The sequence below is a fragment of the Streptomyces koelreuteriae genome, from assembly GCF_018604545.1.
In the GTDB taxonomy this organism is placed as follows: Bacteria; Actinomycetota; Actinomycetes; order Streptomycetales; family Streptomycetaceae; genus Streptomyces; species Streptomyces koelreuteriae.
Genome location: NZ_CP075896.1, coordinates 4,425,129 through 4,443,504 on the forward strand (window position 1 = coordinate 4,425,129; position 18,376 = coordinate 4,443,504).

Sequence of the window (18,376 nt, forward strand, 5' to 3'; positions counted from 1 at the left end):
ATTCGGGGAAGGCTCCCCTTTTACTCCGGGTCCCTCAGGCCCCTCCACGCACGGCCGCGCACGGTTCCTCGCGGCCGCGCATGGTCACTCACGGCCGCGAGCGCAGCCCCTCCAGCAGGATGTCCAGCAGCCGGGCCGAGGCGGCCGCCTGCTGTGCCGCGTCCGGCAGCGAGGGCGCGGCCGTAGCGATCACCAGCAGCACGTCCGACACCGACACATCCGGCCGCAGCTCACCCGCCGCACGCGCCCGCTCCACGAGCTGGCCCACGACCTCGAGCAGCGCCGCCGCCCCGGCGTCGTCCTCCGCGGCGACCGCCGGTACCGCGGCGACCGCCACCGGCTCCTCCGGAACCAGCCTCAGCTCCGTCGTGCCCGGCTGCGTCCGCTGCTGCGGCACCCGCGCCTGACCGGCACGGTCCTCCTCGACCGAGACCCGCAGCACCTGCGGCGGCAGCAGCCGCCCGGCACCGGAGGCCACCGACGTCCGCAGGAAGCGCGACAGAGCCGACCACGGCTCGTCCTCCTGCCCGAGCGCCGCACGCGCCTGGTCGGTCAGCCGGGAGGTCTCCTCCTCGGCTATCCGCCGCACCAGGACGTCCTTGCTCGGGAACCGCCGGTACACCGTGCCCACACCGACGCGCGCGCGCCGCGCCACGTCCTCCATCGGCGCGCCGTACCCCAGCTCGCCGAAGACCTCGCGCGCGGCACGCAGCACGTGCTCCAGATTGCGCTGTGCGTCCACGCGCAGCGGTGTCGTGCGCGGACCGTCACCGCGTCCGCCGCCCACCGCCGCGCTCAACGTCGCGCCACCCGCCAGTGCGGATGCGGACGACCAATGAGAATCCTGAACATGCATACGCATTCCCCCGGTAATGACGTCTCCCCCCGGAGACACTCCCCGCCATTCGATGCCGGGGCGAGGGAACAGGCCCTGGTCCGCGGACCCGCCCGTCGCGGACCCGGTGAGCACATCCCCCTACACCCCGTCGACACACGAACATAGTTGAGAGGGAGTCAATTCAGAAGGGGCAGGTTCCGCACGGAGCGCCCACCGATCGGAGTACGGGTCGTATACGTCCTGAATGTGCCCCCGCGCGCCCCCCGTGCCACCCCCACTGACCTGCACGTATCCAGTACAGCCCGATAATCCGGCCAACTCCGCGCGCTCTCCCGCTCCGGTCACACAATTGGTCGAGGCTGTGGACAAACGCAAGCGGCGGGTGCGTCATGGGATGGTGAAGGAACGTGCGCGCATTCTCGTTGTCGGTGGTGGCTACGTCGGGATGTACACGGCCCTGCGCCTGCAGCGCAGACTGAAACGGGAACTGGACCGGGGCGAGGTCGAGATCACGGTCGTCACCCCCGACCCGTACATGACGTACCAGCCCTTCCTCCCCGAGGCCGCAGCCGGCGCCATCTCGCCCCGCCACGTCGTCGTACCGCTGCGCCGCGTCCTCGACCGGTGCCGCGTCGTCATCGGCGAGGCGACCGCCGTCGATCACGCGAAACGCACCGCCACCATCAGCACCCTCGCCACCGAGGAGGAGGGCACGGGCGGACAGCGGCTGGCCTACGACGAACTCGTCCTCGCCCCCGGCTCCGTCTCGCGCACCCTGCCGGTCCCCGGCCTCGCCGACCACGGCATCGGCTTCAAGACCGTCGAGGAGGCCATCGGCCTGCGCAACCACGTCATCGAACAGATGGACATCGCCTCCTCCACCCGCGACCCCGCGATCCGCGACGCGGCCCTCACCTTCGTCTTCGTCGGCGGCGGCTTCGCCGGTGTGGAGGCACTCGGCGAACTGCAGGACATGGCCCGCTACGCCGCGCGTTACTACCACAACATCCGGCCCGAGGACATGAAGTGGATCCTCGTCGAGGCCTCGGACCGCATCCTGCCCGAGGTCGGCGAGGAGATGGGCCGCTACACCGTCACCGAGCTGCGCCGCCGCAACATCGACGTACGCCTGCGGACCCGCCTGGACTCCTGCGCGGACCGGGTGGCGGCCCTCAGCGACGGCGCCCGCTTCCCCACCCGCACGGTCGTCTGGACGGCCGGCGTGAAACCCCACCCGGTCCTCGCCGCCACCGACCTGCCCCGCAACGACCGCGGACGGCTCATCTGCACCCCTGAGCTGACGATCGAGGGCACCACGCACGCGTGGGCGGCCGGAGACGCCGCGGCCGTCCCCGACGTCACAGCCGGCGCACCCGGCATCACCTGCGCCCCCAACGCCCAGCACGCCGTCCGCCAGGCCCGGGTCCTCGGCGACAACATCGTGCGCTCCCTGCGCGGCGAACCCCTCACCACCTACACCCACAAGTACGTCGGCTCGGTCGCCTCCCTGGGCCTGCACCAGGGCGTCGCCCACGTCTACGGACGCAAGCTCAAGGGCTACCCCGCCTGGTTCATGCACCGCGCCTACCACCTCAGCCGCGTCCCCACCTTCAACCGCAAGGCGCGCGTGCTGGCCGAGTGGATGCTGTCCGGCCTGTTCAAACGGGAGATCGTCTCGCTGGGTTCACTCGAACACCCCCGGGCGGAGTTCGAACTCGCGGCCGGTGGAAAGCCTTCTCAAGACCCCCCGCACAACCCGAAGGGGTCGTCCTGACCGGACTCAGGAACTCCTCCGGCCGGCCCGGCGTCTGACGGATGCCGGTCCGGTCCGCACACTGCCAGACTGGTCCACCACCGCGGGCGCGCCACCGCTCGCCCCGGTGCGGGCCCCCGGGGCCCCGGCCGGTTCCGGTGCCGGCCGCCGACGACTACACGAGGCAAGGATTCGTGAACTTCACGCGCTGGAGCGCCCGGCTCCCCGGAACGCAGCGCCGCGCCGCAGCGCGGACCGAGCAGACGGCCTCCCCGGACCGGCGGGGGGACGGCTCCGTACCCGCCGCCCGCGCCGAACACCTGACCGACGAGACCCCGTCCGTCCCCGCCGTCGACGAACTGCGGGTGCGCGAGGTCCTCGACCGCGTCCCGTCCCTCGTCGCCCTCGTCCACGGCCCCGACCACCGCATCGCCTACGTCAACGACGCCTACACGACGGCGTTCGGCGTACGTCCCCTGGGCGAACGCGCCCGCGAGGTCCTCCCGGAGCTGGACGCCCTCGGCCTGTTCCCCCTCCTGGACCAGGTGCAGCGCAGCGGCAAGCCCCGCACGGTGAAGTCCCGCAAGGCCCCCGACGGCCGCTCCTACACCTTCACCTGCACCCCGGTCGCCCAGGGCGACGGCGGCAGCGAAGGCCGCGGCGTCCTGGTCTTCGCCACCGACGTCACCGACCACGCCGAAGCCGCCGAACGCCTGCGCGCCAGCGAACGTCGCCAGCGCGAAACAGCGGTGACCCTCCAGAGATCCCTGCTCCCCCAGGAACTAGAAGAACCCGACGACCTGCGCATCGCCGCCACCTACCACCCCGGCGGCACCGAGGCCGCGGTTGGCGGCGACTGGTACGACGTCATCACCCTGGGCGGCGGCCGCACGGCCCTCGTCATCGGCGACGTCATGGGCCGCGGCGTCCGCGCGGCCGCGGTCATGGGCCAGCTCCGCACCGCGGTCCGCGCCTACGCCCGCCTCGACCTGCCCCCGCACGAGGTCCTTCAACTCCTCGACGGCCTGGCGGCCGAGATCGACGCCAACCAGATCGCCACCTGCGCGTACGCGGTCCACGACCCGAACGAGGGCAAGCTGGTCTACGCCTCGGCCGGCCACCTCCCCATCCTGGTCCGCGACGAGACCGGCACGGTCCTGCGCGCCGAGGAACCCACCGGCCCCCCGCTCGGCACCGGCGGCTGGATGCACTCCTCCGGCTCGATCCCCCTCAGCCCCGGCTCCACGGCCGTCCTCTACACGGACGGCCTGGTCGAGCGCCGGGACGCAGACCTCGACGAAGGCATCGCCGCCCTGGAACGCGCCCTGGCCGGCGCCACCGGCACACCCCAGGTCGTCTGCGACCGCCTGGTCCGCTCGGCCGGCGTCACACCCGACCACGACGACGACGTGGCCGTCCTGGTCCTCCAGCACCCCGCCCGCACAGGCGCGGAGGGCGAGCTCTTCCGCAACGCCGCCCTGGAACTCCTCGGCGGAGTGGAAGCGGCCCCCCGCGCGCGTGCCTTCGCCTCCGGCGTCCTGACCAGCTGGCGCTTCCCCGCCGACCTGCACGACCTGGGCGTCCTGGCCACCAGCGAACTGGTCGCCAACTCCCTCCAGCACGGCACCCCGCCGATGCGCCTGCGCCTGCGCCGCACCGACCGCCGCCTGATCATCGAGGTCACCGACGGCGACGACCACCTCCCCCGGCGCCGCCGCGCCGAAGCGGGCGACGAGTCGGGCCGAGGCATCGCCATCGTCGCCACGATCGCCTCTAACTGGGGTAGCAGACGCACCCCGGGCGGCGGCAAGGCGGTGTGGTGCGAATTCGCCCTGCCGCGCACCGGCCCGTCATGACCGGGCGGGATCAGACGTCAGCGGAAACGGGCGCCCCACCCCGCGCCACGACCCTGCTCTTCGCGAGCCACGGCTGATCCTGCGCCTCGGTCAGCTGCCGCCCCAGCCGCATGGCCAGGACGGTGATCCCGAGGGAGAACACCAGGAACGCCACGATGTACGGCGCGTGCAGCGAGGCCCCCAGCGGCCCGCCCACCGCCGGCCCGACGGCCAGCGCGAGCTGCTTGACCAGGGCGAACGCCGAGTTGTACTGCCCGGCCATGCCCTCCGGCGCGAGATCCGCGACCAGCGGGGCCACGGTCGGCGACAGCATCGCCTCGCCCAGCCCGAACAGCGCGTACGTCGAGACGAACGCGGCCGTCGCCATCTCCTGGCTCCCGTGCCCGAGCCCCGCGTACCCCGCGACGGCCCACGCCACGGCCCAGATCAGCCCCACGGCCGCGATCACCCGCGACCGCCGACGCCGCTCCACGAACCGCAGCACCGCGAACTGCGCGATGACGATCACCAGCGTGTTCGCCGCCAGCGCCGTCCCCAGCGCCGACGTCGATATCCCGGCGGCCTCCACCCCGTACGCGCTCAGCCCCGACTCGAACTGCCCGTAGCAGGCGAAGAACAGCACGAAGCCCAGCACACACAGCTGCACCATGGCCCGATTGCCCAGCAGCTGCTTCCAGCTGCCCCGCCCCGATGCCACGGGCGCGTCCTCGATCTTCGGAGCGTGCGGCATCCGCACGGTCGCCATCACCACGACCAGCAGCAGGAACATCGCCGCCTCGATCGCGAAGAGAAGGGTGAAGGAGGCGGCACTGGTCGTGTCGACCAGATGACCACCGATGAGGCCACCGACACCGAGCCCGAGGTTCTGCAGGAAGAACTGCATGGCGAACGCCCGCGACCGCGTCTCCGCCGACGAGCAGTCCACGATCATCGTGGCCAGCGCCGGCTGCATCACGGCCTGCCCGGCCCCCAGCAGGGCAGCCGACACCAGCACGGCCGCCGCGCTGCTCGCGATCCCCAGACTCAGGGCACCTATGGCGGCGGTGATCAGGGCGGCGAGCAGCACCGGCAGCGGGCCACGCCGGACGATGGCCCGACCGGCGAACGGCAGCACGACCAGCGCGGCCACAGCGAAGACGGCGAGCACGAGCCCCGCCGTCATGGCCCCAAGACCTCGCACCTGCGCCACGTAGACGTACAGGTACGGGACCGTGAAGCCCAGCCCGAACGCGCTGAGTGCGTTACCCACGTGAATCCGGCGCATCGCTGCGCCCATCGCCCTGGTCACGTTCACCTCTTCCACAAGTTAGGAGTGAAGACTTCGAAACTAAAGTTCGAAGCTAAAGAGTACATACCCAAGGACTTCAAGGCAAAGAACGTCCGTGCCATACTGCCGCCATGGGCGACACCCCCGGCCCCAGCGAGCCGACCCTCGAAGAACAGATCGCCGCGTACCAGCGCGAGTTCCAGGACCTCGACCCCCAGGTGGAGCAGATCGTCTCGGCCCTCTCCCGTCTCAACCGCCGCATGAACGTCGCCTACGGCCGTCAGACCTCGGCCCTCGGCATCAGCAACGCGGAGTGGGAGGTCCTCAAGGCCCTCGTGCTCTCCGGCGCTCCCTACCGTCTGGGCCCCAGCGACCTCGCCAAGCGCCTCGGCCTCACCCCGGCCGCCATGACCCACCGCATCGACCGCATGGTCGGCGAAGGGCTGGTTACCCGGGAGCGAGACGAGAGCAACCGCGTACGAGTCATCGTGGAGCTGACATCCGAGGGGCGTGAGAAGTGGCTGGAGGCAATGCGCCTGGCGACGGTCTTCGAGGAGGACCTGCTCCAGGACCTGACCCCCGTGGAGCGCACCGCGCTCGGCGGTGCCCTCACCCGCCTGCTGCGCAGGGTGGAGGACGCCCAGCCGGACGCCGGCGGCCGCCTCTCAGACCTGGACTGACGGCCCGATAAAAGATCTTGACAAGGGCCGCTTGACACCCCCCTGCCCGATCCGTAAAGTTCTTCGGGTTGCCGCGGAGCCGTAACGGTTCTGCGACAGCACTTTCGCCGCTCAAGCGGCACCCAACCACTAGCAAGATCGCTCCCAGCGGAGTTGTTTTCGGCGTGCCCGAATTCAATTCGAATTGGGACTCGACGGCCTGATCGACTCGACACCGGCTCGATTTGGGAAACGGCGAGAGACCGCGCTAAGGTTGGACACGTCGGAACGGCCCAACAGCCGCAAAGACAACCCCCTCTGACTGGGAGTCAGGCCCGAAAGGATCTGATAGAGTCGGAACCGCCGGAAAGGGAAACGCGGAAGCGGGAACCTGGAAAGCACCGAGGAAATCGGATCGGAAAGATCTGATAGAGTCGGAAACGCAAGACCGAAGGGAAGCGCCCGGAGGAAAGCCCGAGAGGGTGAGTACAAAGGAAGCGACCGTTCCTTGAGAACTCAACAGCGTGCCAAAAGTCAACGCCAGATATGTTGATACCCCGTCTCCAGCATTCGCTGGGACGAGGTTCCTTTGAAAAAACACAGCGAGGACGCTGTGAACGGTCGGGCCTATTCCGCCTGACTGTTCCGCTCTCGTGGTGTAGCACCGGATTACCGGTACACATTCACGGAGAGTTTGATCCTGGCTCAGGACGAACGCTGGCGGCGTGCTTAACACATGCAAGTCGAACGATGAAGCTCTTCGGGGTGGATTAGTGGCGAACGGGTGAGTAACACGTGGGCAATCTGCCCTTCACTCTGGGACAAGCCCTGGAAACGGGGTCTAATACCGGATAACACCTCCACTCTCCTGAGTGGAGGTTAAAAGCTCCGGCGGTGAAGGATGAGCCCGCGGCCTATCAGCTTGTTGGTGAGGTAATGGCTCACCAAGGCGACGACGGGTAGCCGGCCTGAGAGGGCGACCGGCCACACTGGGACTGAGACACGGCCCAGACTCCTACGGGAGGCAGCAGTGGGGAATATTGCACAATGGGCGAAAGCCTGATGCAGCGACGCCGCGTGAGGGATGACGGCCTTCGGGTTGTAAACCTCTTTCAGCAGGGAAGAAGCGAAAGTGACGGTACCTGCAGAAGAAGCGCCGGCTAACTACGTGCCAGCAGCCGCGGTAATACGTAGGGCGCGAGCGTTGTCCGGAATTATTGGGCGTAAAGAGCTCGTAGGCGGCTTGTCACGTCGGTTGTGAAAGCCCGGGGCTTAACCCCGGGTCTGCAGTCGATACGGGCAGGCTAGAGTTCGGTAGGGGAGATCGGAATTCCTGGTGTAGCGGTGAAATGCGCAGATATCAGGAGGAACACCGGTGGCGAAGGCGGATCTCTGGGCCGATACTGACGCTGAGGAGCGAAAGCGTGGGGAGCGAACAGGATTAGATACCCTGGTAGTCCACGCCGTAAACGGTGGGCACTAGGTGTGGGCAACATTCCACGTTGTCCGTGCCGCAGCTAACGCATTAAGTGCCCCGCCTGGGGAGTACGGCCGCAAGGCTAAAACTCAAAGGAATTGACGGGGGCCCGCACAAGCGGCGGAGCATGTGGCTTAATTCGACGCAACGCGAAGAACCTTACCAAGGCTTGACATACACCGGAAACGTCTGGAGACAGGCGCCCCCTTGTGGTCGGTGTACAGGTGGTGCATGGCTGTCGTCAGCTCGTGTCGTGAGATGTTGGGTTAAGTCCCGCAACGAGCGCAACCCTTGTCCCGTGTTGCCAGCAGGCCCTTGTGGTGCTGGGGACTCACGGGAGACCGCCGGGGTCAACTCGGAGGAAGGTGGGGACGACGTCAAGTCATCATGCCCCTTATGTCTTGGGCTGCACACGTGCTACAATGGCCGGTACAATGAGCTGCGATACCGCGAGGTGGAGCGAATCTCAAAAAGCCGGTCTCAGTTCGGATTGGGGTCTGCAACTCGACCCCATGAAGTCGGAGTCGCTAGTAATCGCAGATCAGCATTGCTGCGGTGAATACGTTCCCGGGCCTTGTACACACCGCCCGTCACGTCACGAAAGTCGGTAACACCCGAAGCCGGTGGCCCAACCCCTTGTGGGAGGGAGCTGTCGAAGGTGGGACTGGCGATTGGGACGAAGTCGTAACAAGGTAGCCGTACCGGAAGGTGCGGCTGGATCACCTCCTTTCTAAGGAGCACTTCTAAGCCAGGCTTGCCTGGTTCAGAGGCCAGTACATCAGCGAACGTCTGATGCTGGTTGCTCATGGGTGGAACGTTGACTATTCGGCACACTCGATCGTCTTCTCCTTCTAGTACTGCTCTTCGGAGCGTGGAACGTTGAGGGGAGCGGGGAGTGTGTCGGGCACGCTGTTGGGTGTCTGAGGGAATGAACTTCCTCAGTCGCCGGCCCCGGTGAAGCATCGCGTAAGTGGTGTGTGACGGGTGGCTGGTCGTTGTTTGAGAACTGCACAGTGGACGCGAGCATCTGTGGCCAAGTTTTTAAGGGCGCACGGTGGATGCCTTGGCACCAGGAACCGATGAAGGACGTGGGAGGCCACGATAGTCCCCGGGGAGTCGTCAACCAGGCTTTGATCCGGGGGTTTCCGAATGGGGAAACCCGGCAGTCGTCATGGGCTGTCACCCGCTGCTGAACACATAGGCAGTGTGGAGGGAACGCGGGGAAGTGAAACATCTCAGTACCCGCAGGAAGAGAAAACAACCGTGATTCCGGGAGTAGTGGCGAGCGAAACCGGATGAGGCCAAACCGTATGCGTGTGAGACCCGGCAGGGGTTGCGTATACGGGGTTGTGGGATCTCTCTTTCACAGTCTGCCGGCTGTGAGACGAGTCAGAAACCGTTGATGTAGGCGAAGGACATGCGAAAGGTCCGGCGTAGAGGGTAAGACCCCCGTAGTCGAAACGTCAGCGGCTCGTTTGAGAGACACCCAAGTAGCACGGGGCCCGAGAAATCCCGTGTGAATCTGGCGGGACCACCCGCTAAGCCTAAATATTCCCTGGTGACCGATAGCGGATAGTACCGTGAGGGAATGGTGAAAAGTACCGCGGGAGCGGAGTGAAATAGTACCTGAAACCGTGTGCCTACAAGCCGTGGGAGCGTCGGGCAAGCACTTGTGCTTGCCTCGTGACTGCGTGCCTTTTGAAGAATGAGCCTGCGAGTTTGCGGTGTGTTGCGAGGTTAACCCGGGTGGGGAAGCCGTAGCGAAAGCGAGTCCGAACAGGGCGATTTTAGTAGCACGCTCAAGACCCGAAGCGGAGTGATCTAGCCATGGGCAGGTTGAAGCGGAGGTAAGACTTCGTGGAGGACCGAACCCACCAGGGTTGAAAACCTGGGGGATGACCTGTGGTTAGGGGTGAAAGGCCAATCAAACTCCGTGATAGCTGGTTCTCCCCGAAATGCATTTAGGTGCAGCGTCGTGTGTTTCTTGCCGGAGGTAGAGCACTGGATAGGCGATGGGCCCTACCGGGTTACTGACCTTAGCCAAACTCCGAATGCCGGTAAGTGAGAGCGCGGCAGTGAGACTGTGGGGGATAAGCTCCATGGTCGAGAGGGAAACAGCCCAGAGCATCGACTAAGGCCCCTAAGCGTACGCTAAGTGGGAAAGGATGTGGAGTCGCAGAGACAACCAGGAGGTTGGCTTAGAAGCAGCCACCCTTGAAAGAGTGCGTAATAGCTCACTGGTCTAGTGATTCCGCGCCGACAATGTAGCGGGGCTCAAGCGTACCGCCGAAGTCGTGTCATTGCAGCAACAGGGCCAACGCCCGCTGTGATGGGTAGGGGAGCGTCGTCTGCCGGGTGAAGCAGCCGCGTAAGCGAGTTGTGGACGGTTGACGAGTGAGAATGCAGGCATGAGTAGCGATTCACACGTGAGAAACGTGTGCGCCGATTGACTAAGGGTTCCTGGGTCAAGCTGATCTGCCCAGGGTAAGTCGGGACCTAAGGCGAGGCCGACAGGCGTAGTCGATGGATAACCGGTTGATATTCCGGTACCCGCTGTGAAGCGTCAAACATCGAATCCAGTGATGCTAAGCCCGTGAAGCCGTTCCGGACCCTTCGGGGAAAGGAAAGTGGTGGAGCCGGTGACCCAAGTTGGTAGTAGGTGAGTGATGGGGTGACGCAGGAAGGTAGTCCATCCCGGGCGGTGGTTGTCCCGGGGTAAGGGTGTAGGCCGTGCGATAGGTAAATCCGTCGCACACGTGGCTGAGACCTGATGCCGAGCCGATTGTGGTGAAGTGGATGATCCTATGCTGTCGAGAAAAGCCTCTAGCGAGTTTCATGGCGGCCCGTACCCTAAACCGACTCAGGTGGTCAGGTAGAGAATACCGAGGCGTTCGGGTGAACTATGGTTAAGGAACTCGGCAAAATGCCCCCGTAACTTCGGGAGAAGGGGGGCCACATCCGGTGATGAGCTTTGCGCTCTGAGCTGGGGGTGGCCGCAGAGACCAGCGAGAAGCGACTGTTTACTAAAAACACAGGTCCGTGCGAAGCCGTAAGGCGATGTATACGGACTGACGCCTGCCCGGTGCTGGAACGTTAAGGGGACCGGTTAGTCACTCTTCGGGGTGGCGAAGCTGAGAACTTAAGCGCCAGTAAACGGCGGTGGTAACTATAACCATCCTAAGGTAGCGAAATTCCTTGTCGGGTAAGTTCCGACCTGCACGAATGGCGTAACGACTTCTCGACTGTCTCAACCATAGGCCCGGTGAAATTGCACTACGAGTAAAGATGCTCGTTTCGCGCAGCAGGACGGAAAGACCCCGGGACCTTTACTACAGTTTGATATTGGTGTTCGGTTCGGCTTGTGTAGGATAGCTGGGAGACTTTGAAACTCGCACGCCAGTGTGGGTGGAGTCGTCGTTGAAATACCAGTCTGGTCGTGCTGGATGTCTAACCTGGGTCCGTGATCCGGATCAGGGACAGTGTCTGATGGGTAGTTTAACTGGGGCGGTTGCCTCCTAAAGAGTAACGGAGGCGCCCAAAGGTTCCCTCAGCCTGGTTGGCAATCAGGTGTTGAGTGTAAGTGCACAAGGGAGCTTGACTGTGAGACCGACGGGTCGAGCAGGGACGAAAGTCGGGACTAGTGATCCGGCGGTGGCTTGTGGAAGCGCCGTCGCTCAACGGATAAAAGGTACCCCGGGGATAACAGGCTGATCTTCCCCAAGAGTCCATATCGACGGGATGGTTTGGCACCTCGATGTCGGCTCGTCGCATCCTGGGGCTGGAGTCGGTCCCAAGGGTTGGGCTGTTCGCCCATTAAAGCGGTACGCGAGCTGGGTTTAGAACGTCGTGAGACAGTTCGGTCCCTATCCGCTGTGCGCGTAGGAATATTGAGAAGGGCTGTCCCTAGTACGAGAGGACCGGGACGGACGAACCTCTGGTGTGCCAGTTGTTCTGCCAAGGGCATGGCTGGTTGGCTACGTTCGGGAGGGATAACCGCTGAAAGCATCTAAGCGGGAAGCCTGCTTCGAGATGAGTATTCCCACCTCCTTGAGAGGGTAAGGCTCCCAGTAGACGACTGGGTTGATAGGCCGGATATGGAAGCACGGTAACGTGTGGAGTTGACCGGTACTAATAGGCCGAGGGCTTGTCCTCAGTTGCTCGCGTCCACTGTGTTGGTTCTGAAACCACGAACAGCCCCATACCCAGGTCACGGTATGGTGCGGCAGTTTACAGTTTCATAGTGTTTCGGTGGTTTTAGCGTTAGGGAAACGCCCGGTTACATTCCGAACCCGGAAGCTAAGCCTTTCAGCGCCGATGGTACTGCAGGGGGGACCCTGTGGGAGAGTAGGACGCCGCCGAACAATCATTCAAGGAAACCCCCGTATCTTCGGATACGGGGGTTTTCTGCGTTTCAGGGTCGTTTACGAGGGCTCCACCAGCTTCGTGTCGTACGCCAGGATGACCGCCTGAATGCGGTCTCGAGAGCCCGTTTTCGCGAGGATGCGGCCCACATGGGTTTTCACCGTCGACTCGGCCAGGTGGAAGCGGGTGGCTATCTCCGTGTTCGTCCAGCCCTGGCCGATGACCGTGAGGATTTCCCGTTCCCGGTCGGTGAGGGAGGCGAGGCGGGCGTCCTCTTGGGGCAGGTTCTCGGTCGAGGAATCGGTCGGCAGGTGGTGGACGTAGGCGTCCAGGAGGCGGCGGGTCAGGCTGGGGGCGACGACCGCGTCGCCGGTGGCCACCGCGCGGATGCCGGAGAGGAGTTCCTCGGGCTGGGCGTCCTTGACCAGGAAGCCGGAGGCGCCGGCGCGGAGGCCCGCGTAGGCGTATTCGTCCAGGTCGAAGGTCGTGACGATCAGGATGCGGGTGCGGTCGCCGGCGGCGGTGATGCGGCGGGTCGCCTCGATGCCGTCCAGGCCGGGCATGCGGATGTCCATGAGGACGACGTCGGGGTGGAGCTCCGCCGTCATGCGGACCGCTTCGCTGCCGTTCGCGGCCTCGCCGACGACCGTCATGTCGTCCTGGCTCTCCAGGAGCATGCGGGAGCCGAAGCGCTGGAGGGGCTGGTCGTCGGCGATGAGGACCGTGGTCACTGCGGGGTTTCCTCCGGGAGATGGAGACGGACGTGCCAGCCCTGCTCCGGGTGGGGGCGAGGGCCGGCCTCAAGTGTGCCGTCGTAGAGGGCCGTTCGCTCGCGCATTCCGGGGAGTCCTCGACCGGCTCGGGGAGGGGCGTCCGTTCTGCGGGCGGTGCCCGTGTCCGTGATCTGGACGGTGACGGCGGCTTTCTCCTCGTAGGACAGCTCTATCTCCGCGGTGGCGCCGGGGCCGGCGTGTTTGAGGGTGTTGGTGAGGGCTTCCTGGATGACGCGGTAGACGGTGAGTTGGCGGCCCGGGGGGAGTGTGGGGGTGCCGTGGGTGGTGGTGCGGACGGGGAGGCCTGCGGAGCGTACGCCGTCGAGGAGTTGGTCGAGGTCGGTGAGGCCGGGTTGGGGGGTCAGTTCTGCCTGGTTCTTCTCCTCCTCGCGTAGGACGTCGAGGAGGCGGCGGAGTTCGGTCAGGGCCTGGCGGCTGGTGGTGGCGATGGCGTCGAGGGCCTGGCCCGCGCGCTCGGGGGACTTGGCGGCGGCGTATCGGCCGCCGTCGGCGAGGCCGGTGATGACGGAGAGGTTGTGGCCGATGATGTCGTGCATCTCGCGGGCGATGCGGGCGCGTTCGGCGGCGGTGGCGAGTTGTGCCTGCTGGTCGCGTTCGGTCTCCAGGCGGCGGGCGCGGTCCTCCAGGGCCTCGGTGTAGGTGCGGCGGGTGCGGACCGTGATGCCGATGAGGGCGGCCACGGTGATGGACATCAGCTGGGAGCCGATCTGCTGGTCCCAGGTGCCCTCGCCGTAGCGGACGACCGAGACGAGGACCGGGGCCATCACCAGTGCCGTGGCCCACCACAGGTCGCGCAGGGCGCGGCGCAGGGCGATGTGGTAGATCACGACCAGCTGGAGCAGGGCTGCTTGGAGTGCGGTGCCCGTCCAGGCGTTGACGAGGGCGAAGGGCATCATCGCGGCCAGGACGGTGCCCGGGTGGGTGCGGCGTCGGAGCAGGGGCAGCGAGAGGCCGAGGCTCAGGGTGAGGACCAGCCAGCCGGGGACGTCCAGGTTGTGCGCGTTGTGGCGCCAGCCGCCGCCGTAGTCGATCAGGGCCGCCGTCACCCAGAAGCCGGTGAAGTGCAGGTCCCACAGCAGCGGGTGGCGTCGGTCGAAGGCGCGCACCTTGCGGGTGAGGCGGTGGGTGTAGTCGGTGAGGGGCTCCGGCGCCCTGTGTTCCGTCACGGGGTCCATCGTGAGGGTTCCGATGCCGCGTGTCAGACGTCTCGGTGGCGCAGGACCGTAGCGGCAAGCGCCAGAGTCGCCGTAGTCCACAGGAACATGGCCAGCAGGGCCGTGCTCGGGGAGGTCGCGCCGGGCAGGGGCTGGGCGGTGGTGAGGGCTTCGAGGGCCTTGCCGGGGAAGTGGCGGACGGCGTCGTCGACGAAGTCGTACGGAAGCATGGCCAGGATCTCCGGGAGGATCATGACGAGTCCGATGAAGGCGCCGATGGCCATCGGGACCGAGCGGAGCAGGGCGCCGATGCCGAGGGCGAGGACGGCGAGCAGGGTGAGCCCGGCCGCGTTGCCGGTGAGGGCGCGCAGGACGCCCGGGTCGCCGAGGGCGGCGGACTGGTCGGTGCCGGAGAGGAGGGACTGGGCGAGGGGGAAGGTGAGGAGGTTCGTCGCCAGGGTGAGGGGGAAGGCGATCGCGGCCAGCACGGCTGCCTTGGACCAGAGCACGGGCAGGCGGCGGGGGACGGCCGTCATCGTGGCGCGGATCTGGCCCGTGGAGTACTCGCCGGCGGTGGCCAGGATGCCGAGGACGCCGAGGTTGATCTGGGCGAACTGGGTGCCGAGGAGGACGAAGAGGACCGTGTCCATCTCGCCCTCGCCGCCGCCGTCGTAGGCGGCGCCCAGGCCCGCGCCCATGGCGGCGGTGAGGGCGCTGGTCACGGCGAGGGTGACCCAGGTGGAGCGCAGGGTCCAGAGCTTGTGCCACTCGGAGCGCAGGACGCGGGCCGGGGTCACGCGGTGGGGTAGGGCCGTCGTGGTCATGCTGCCGCTCCTTCCAGGGTCGCCGTGTACTCGACCGCGTCGCGGGTGAGGTCCATGAAGGCCTCCTCCAGGGAGGCGGTGCTCGGGGTGAGTTCGTAGAGCGGGATGCCGTGGGCGGCTGCCGTGCGGCCGATGTGTTCGGCGTCCGTGCCGCGGATCTGGAGGGTGCCGGGGGTGTCGGTGGTGATGCCGACGCCGGGGGCGGTGAGGAGGCCGGCGAGGGTGGCGGCCTCCGGGGTGACGACCTTGGTGGTGCCCGCGCCGGAGTCGCGTACGAAGTCGGTGACCGTGGTGTCGGCGAGGAGGCGGCCGCGGCCGATGATGACCAGGTGCTCGGCGGTCAGGGCCATCTCGCTCATCAGGTGGGAGGAGACGAACACCGTGCGGCCCTCGGCGGCGAGGGACTTGAGGAGGGTGCGGATCCACAGGACGCCCTCGGGGTCGAGGCCGTTGACCGGTTCGTCGAGGACGACGGTGGCCGGGTCGCCCAGGAGGGCCGCGGCGATGCCGAGGCGTTGGCCCATGCCGAGGGAGAAGCCCTTGACGCGGCGGTGGGCGACGTCCGTGAGGCCGGTGAGGGCGAGGACCTGTTCGACGCGTGCGCGGGGGATGCCGTGGGTGTGGGCGAGGGCGCGCAGGTGGTGGTAGGCGGTGCGGCCGGGGTGGACCGAGCGGGCCTCCAGCAGGGCGCCGACTTCGGTGAGGGGCGCGGGATGGGCGGCGTAGGAGCGTTGGCCCACGGTGGCGTGGCCGCGGGTGGGGGCGTCCAGGCCGAGGATCATCCGCATGGTCGTGGACTTGCCGGCGCCGTTCGGGCCGAGGAAGCCGGTGACGGTGCCGGGGCGGACGGTGAAGGACAGGTCCGTGACGACCGTCCGGTCGCCGTAGCGTTTGGTCAGTTCGTGTGCGGTCAGCATGCTTCGATGCTCGTGCGCGCGGGGGCGGCGGGCGTCGGACCGGTGGGGGAATCGGGGTGAGGGGTGTCGTACCCGGGTACTACCGTGGCCCGCATGAGCTATGTGATCCGGTCCGTCCGTGCTGATGAGTGGCCCGCGGCGAAGGAGCTGCGGCTCGCGGCGCTGCGGGACCCGGTGGCGCACCTCGCCTTCCTGGAGACGTACGAGGAGGCCGCGGCCAAGCCGGACTCCTTCTGGCAGGAGCGGACCGCGCAGGGCTCCGAAGGGGCGGACGCGGTGCAGCAGATCATCGCCGAGGGGCCCGACGGGCGGTGGGTGGGGACGCTGACCGTGCTCGTGGAGGAGCCCGGGACGACGGACTGGGCCGGGTTCGAGGTGCAGCGCAAGCAGGGACACATCGTCGCGGTGTTCGTACGGCCCGAGGAGCGCGGCAGCGGGCTGACCGAGGTGCTGTTCGACGCGGCCCTGGAGTGGTCGTGGGCGCAGGGGCTCGAGCGGGTGCGGCTCATCGTGCACGAGGACAACGGGCGGGCGCAGCGGTTCTATCGGCGGGCGGGGTTCGTGCCGAGCGGGGTGACGGTGCCGCTCGGGGACGCGGGGGAGCGGGAGTTGGAGTTCGTGCTCGAGCGGGAGTGAGCGAGGCTAGACGGGCAGCTCGTCGTGCGGCCAGCGGGCGCGGGCCTGTTCGCGGGACCGGAGCAGGGCCAGGGTCGGCATGCCCCGGTCCGCTCCGGTGGCCAGGAGCTCCGGCAGCTGGGGAAGCGGAGCCACGGCCGCGACGTCGTCCAGGACGAGCGTCATTGGTGGGTCGAGGCGACCGGAGGATGACCGTTCGGCCATGTGCCGGCCGCGCTCGACCACGCTGGAGACGAGGGCCGTCAGGAGGGGCATCGCGCCCGGCTGGGTCCTGGGGTCCTCGATGGATTCCCCCACCACATAAAGCGTGCCCCCTTCGTGGACGAAGGAATCCAAGGCGAGGGCATCACTTCGGTTGGGAGTGCAGGCCTCGCGGATGTTGACCGTGGAGAGGGCCGCGAGGGCTCGGGTGGTCAACTGCTGGGCCATGTCCCGGCGTTCGGGGTGCGCGGTGAGAGTGCCTTCGAGTTCGCCTGCCGCGCCGGGGGCGGCCTTGGGATTCGTACGGAGGATGCGTACGGCGTCCTGGATCTGCGTGCCCTGGGACCAGCGGTGGACGTGGCGGATGGTGCGGCCGTCGATGGCTGCGGCGTGCAGGTAGCTCCGCAGGAGTATCTCGGCTGTGTCGCTGAGGGCTTGGTCGAGTTTGGAGGTGGGGCGTACGGGGGTGAGGAGGGCGGTGGCTCGTCGGGTTGCCGTTGCCTTGTCCTCGCAGCCGGTGGTGGGGGACCAGTGGAGGCGGGACGGGGTGTCGCAGAGGTGGGTGGGGTCGTAGAGGTGGGTGGGGCCCAGTTTGGCTCTGGCGTCCTTGGTGTTCTGCCAGAGGGTGGGGTTCGATGTGACGACCAGGGCTGGGCCTGCGGCGTCGCGGATCGCCTGGGTGGCGGTGGTCTGGCGGGATTCCCTTGGGGCTACGAGGATTTTCTCCCACCTGCCCACCCGTTCCTGGGCGAACAGGGATGCCGGGGTCGCGGGGGTGGTGGGAGGGTCCGCCGTCGGAGCCAGGGGGCTGGTGGGGCCGGTGGGGTCTGAGGGCGAGCGGCGGGGGGTCGGGACCTCGTGCGGTGTCGAGGCGGGTCCGTGGTCCTGGGCCGGTGTCGGGAACTCGTGCTGCGCGGTCGGGGGTGCGTGCCCCTGCGCGGCTGCCGGGAACTCGTGCTGCACGGCTGGGGAGGTCCGCTCGTGTGCCGCTGCCGGGGTCTCGTGCTGCGCGGCTGCCGGGAACTCGTGCTGCACCCACGCGGATGTCTGGCCCGGCGCCCCTGTCGGGAACTCGTGCTGCACCGCCGCGGATGCCTGCCCCTGCGCCGCAGTCGGGAAATCCTTCCGCACCGCTCCCGGCGCCTCGTGCCGCACCGTCGGAGATGTGGGCTCGTGGGCCGCTCCCCGGGTCTCGTGCCGCGGTGGTGTGTGTGCCTCGTACGCCGCGTCCGCCGGACCTCGTCCCGCAGCCGTCGCGCTCTCCTCCCGGCGTCTCGCCCGGACCGCTCTCCAGCGGGCCAGCGTGCCCATCACGAAGACCGTCAGGACGACCAGGATCATCAGCTGGCCGATGAACAAGCCCCAGAACAGGCCGTAGCCCGAGAGTTCGCCGGGGGGTGTGTCCGGCCAGGCGGCGGGGATGTCGTGGGGCTGGGCGACGAGGGCGCGCATGGCGAGGGGCGTGCGGGTGAAGGTGACGCCGGACGGCCAGGAGCCGTGGGCGAACAGGGCGGCGAGGCCGGTGGCCGTCCACACCAGCAGGGTCATGCCGAGGAGGAACGCGAGTATGCCGATCAGCAGGCCGTCGGGGATGCCTCCCTGGCTGTCCCGCTGGGTGCGGCGGTCGTCCGGTCTCAC

11 protein-coding genes and 3 rRNA genes are annotated in these 18,376 nt (G+C 67.3%); 7 read left to right on the plus strand and 7 right to left on the minus strand.

Going from position 1 to position 18,376, the window contains the following annotated elements:
* Positions 1-88 precede the first annotated feature (88 nt).
* Positions 89-856 (minus strand): TetR/AcrR family transcriptional regulator, encoded by a 768-nt coding sequence (locus tag KJK29_RS19940; RefSeq protein ID WP_215120508.1) that lies wholly within the window; start codon positions 854-856, stop codon positions 89-91.
* A 376-nt stretch (positions 857-1,232) separates the two neighbouring features.
* Between KJK29_RS19940 and KJK29_RS19945 the strand changes: the two genes are divergently transcribed.
* A complete protein-coding gene (locus tag KJK29_RS19945) occupies positions 1,233-2,612 on the plus strand; it encodes an NAD(P)/FAD-dependent oxidoreductase (RefSeq protein ID WP_215120509.1) in 1,380 nt (459 codons plus the stop codon).
* A gap of 173 nt (positions 2,613-2,785) precedes the next feature.
* Positions 2,786-4,447: an ATP-binding SpoIIE family protein phosphatase gene (locus KJK29_RS19950; protein ID WP_215120510.1), complete on the plus strand. Its 1,662-nt coding sequence runs from the start codon at positions 2,786-2,788 to the stop codon at positions 4,445-4,447.
* A 10-nt stretch (positions 4,448-4,457) separates the two neighbouring features.
* Here the strand turns inward: KJK29_RS19950 and KJK29_RS19955 are convergent, their stop codons facing one another.
* Positions 4,458-5,723 carry an MFS transporter gene (locus KJK29_RS19955; RefSeq protein ID WP_215124367.1) on the minus strand — a complete coding sequence of 422 codons (1,266 nt, stop codon included), beginning with the start codon at positions 5,721-5,723 and terminating at the stop codon, positions 4,458-4,460.
* 122 nt (positions 5,724-5,845) lie between these two features.
* Between KJK29_RS19955 and KJK29_RS19960 the strand changes: the two genes are divergently transcribed.
* The 4 genes from KJK29_RS19960 (at position 5,846) to rrf (ending at position 12,211) form a co-directional block, all read left to right on the plus strand.
* A complete protein-coding gene (locus KJK29_RS19960) occupies positions 5,846-6,394 on the plus strand; it encodes a MarR family winged helix-turn-helix transcriptional regulator (RefSeq protein WP_215120511.1) in 549 nt (182 codons plus the stop codon).
* 661 nt (positions 6,395-7,055) lie between these two features.
* Positions 7,056-8,580 (plus strand): 16S ribosomal RNA (locus KJK29_RS19965).
* A 301-nt stretch (positions 8,581-8,881) separates the two neighbouring features.
* Positions 8,882-12,002, plus strand: a 23S ribosomal RNA gene (locus tag KJK29_RS19970).
* A gap of 92 nt (positions 12,003-12,094) precedes the next feature.
* Positions 12,095-12,211 (plus strand): 5S ribosomal RNA (gene rrf, locus KJK29_RS19975).
* The 16S, 23S and 5S rRNA genes sit together here, the layout of an rRNA operon.
* Before the next feature lie 60 nt (positions 12,212-12,271).
* Here the strand turns inward: rrf and KJK29_RS19980 are convergent.
* Genes KJK29_RS19980 through KJK29_RS19995 form a run of 4 tightly spaced genes read right to left on the minus strand, consistent with a single transcriptional unit; the run spans position 12,272 to position 15,901 of the window.
* Positions 12,272-12,943, minus strand: coding sequence for a response regulator (locus KJK29_RS19980; protein WP_215120512.1), 672 nt, complete (start codon positions 12,941-12,943; stop codon positions 12,272-12,274).
* Positions 12,940-14,181 (minus strand): sensor histidine kinase, encoded by a 1,242-nt coding sequence (locus KJK29_RS19985; protein WP_215120513.1) that lies wholly within the window; start codon positions 14,179-14,181, stop codon positions 12,940-12,942. The genes KJK29_RS19980 and KJK29_RS19985 overlap by 4 nt, the downstream gene beginning before the upstream one ends.
* Positions 14,182-14,204: 23 nt before the next feature.
* The gene (locus KJK29_RS19990) at positions 14,205-14,984 is read right to left on the minus strand and encodes an ABC transporter permease (protein ID WP_215120514.1); all 780 of its coding nucleotides are present in this window, start codon (positions 14,982-14,984) and stop codon (positions 14,205-14,207) included.
* Entirely contained in the window at positions 14,981-15,901 is a 921-nt protein-coding gene (locus KJK29_RS19995; protein WP_215120515.1) for an ATP-binding cassette domain-containing protein, read from the minus strand. Before KJK29_RS19995 ends, KJK29_RS19990 begins: the two co-directional genes overlap by 4 nt.
* Positions 15,902-15,994: 93 nt before the next feature.
* Between KJK29_RS19995 and KJK29_RS20000 the strand changes: the two genes are divergently transcribed.
* Complete coding sequence (locus KJK29_RS20000; protein ID WP_215120516.1) at positions 15,995-16,537, plus strand: GNAT family N-acetyltransferase; 543 nt, start codon at positions 15,995-15,997, stop codon at positions 16,535-16,537.
* 6 nt (positions 16,538-16,543) lie between these two features.
* Here the strand turns inward: KJK29_RS20000 and KJK29_RS20005 are convergent, their stop codons facing one another.
* On the minus strand, positions 16,544-18,376 hold the full coding sequence (locus KJK29_RS20005) for a type IV secretory system conjugative DNA transfer family protein (protein ID WP_215120517.1): 1,833 nt from the start codon (positions 18,374-18,376) through the stop codon (positions 16,544-16,546).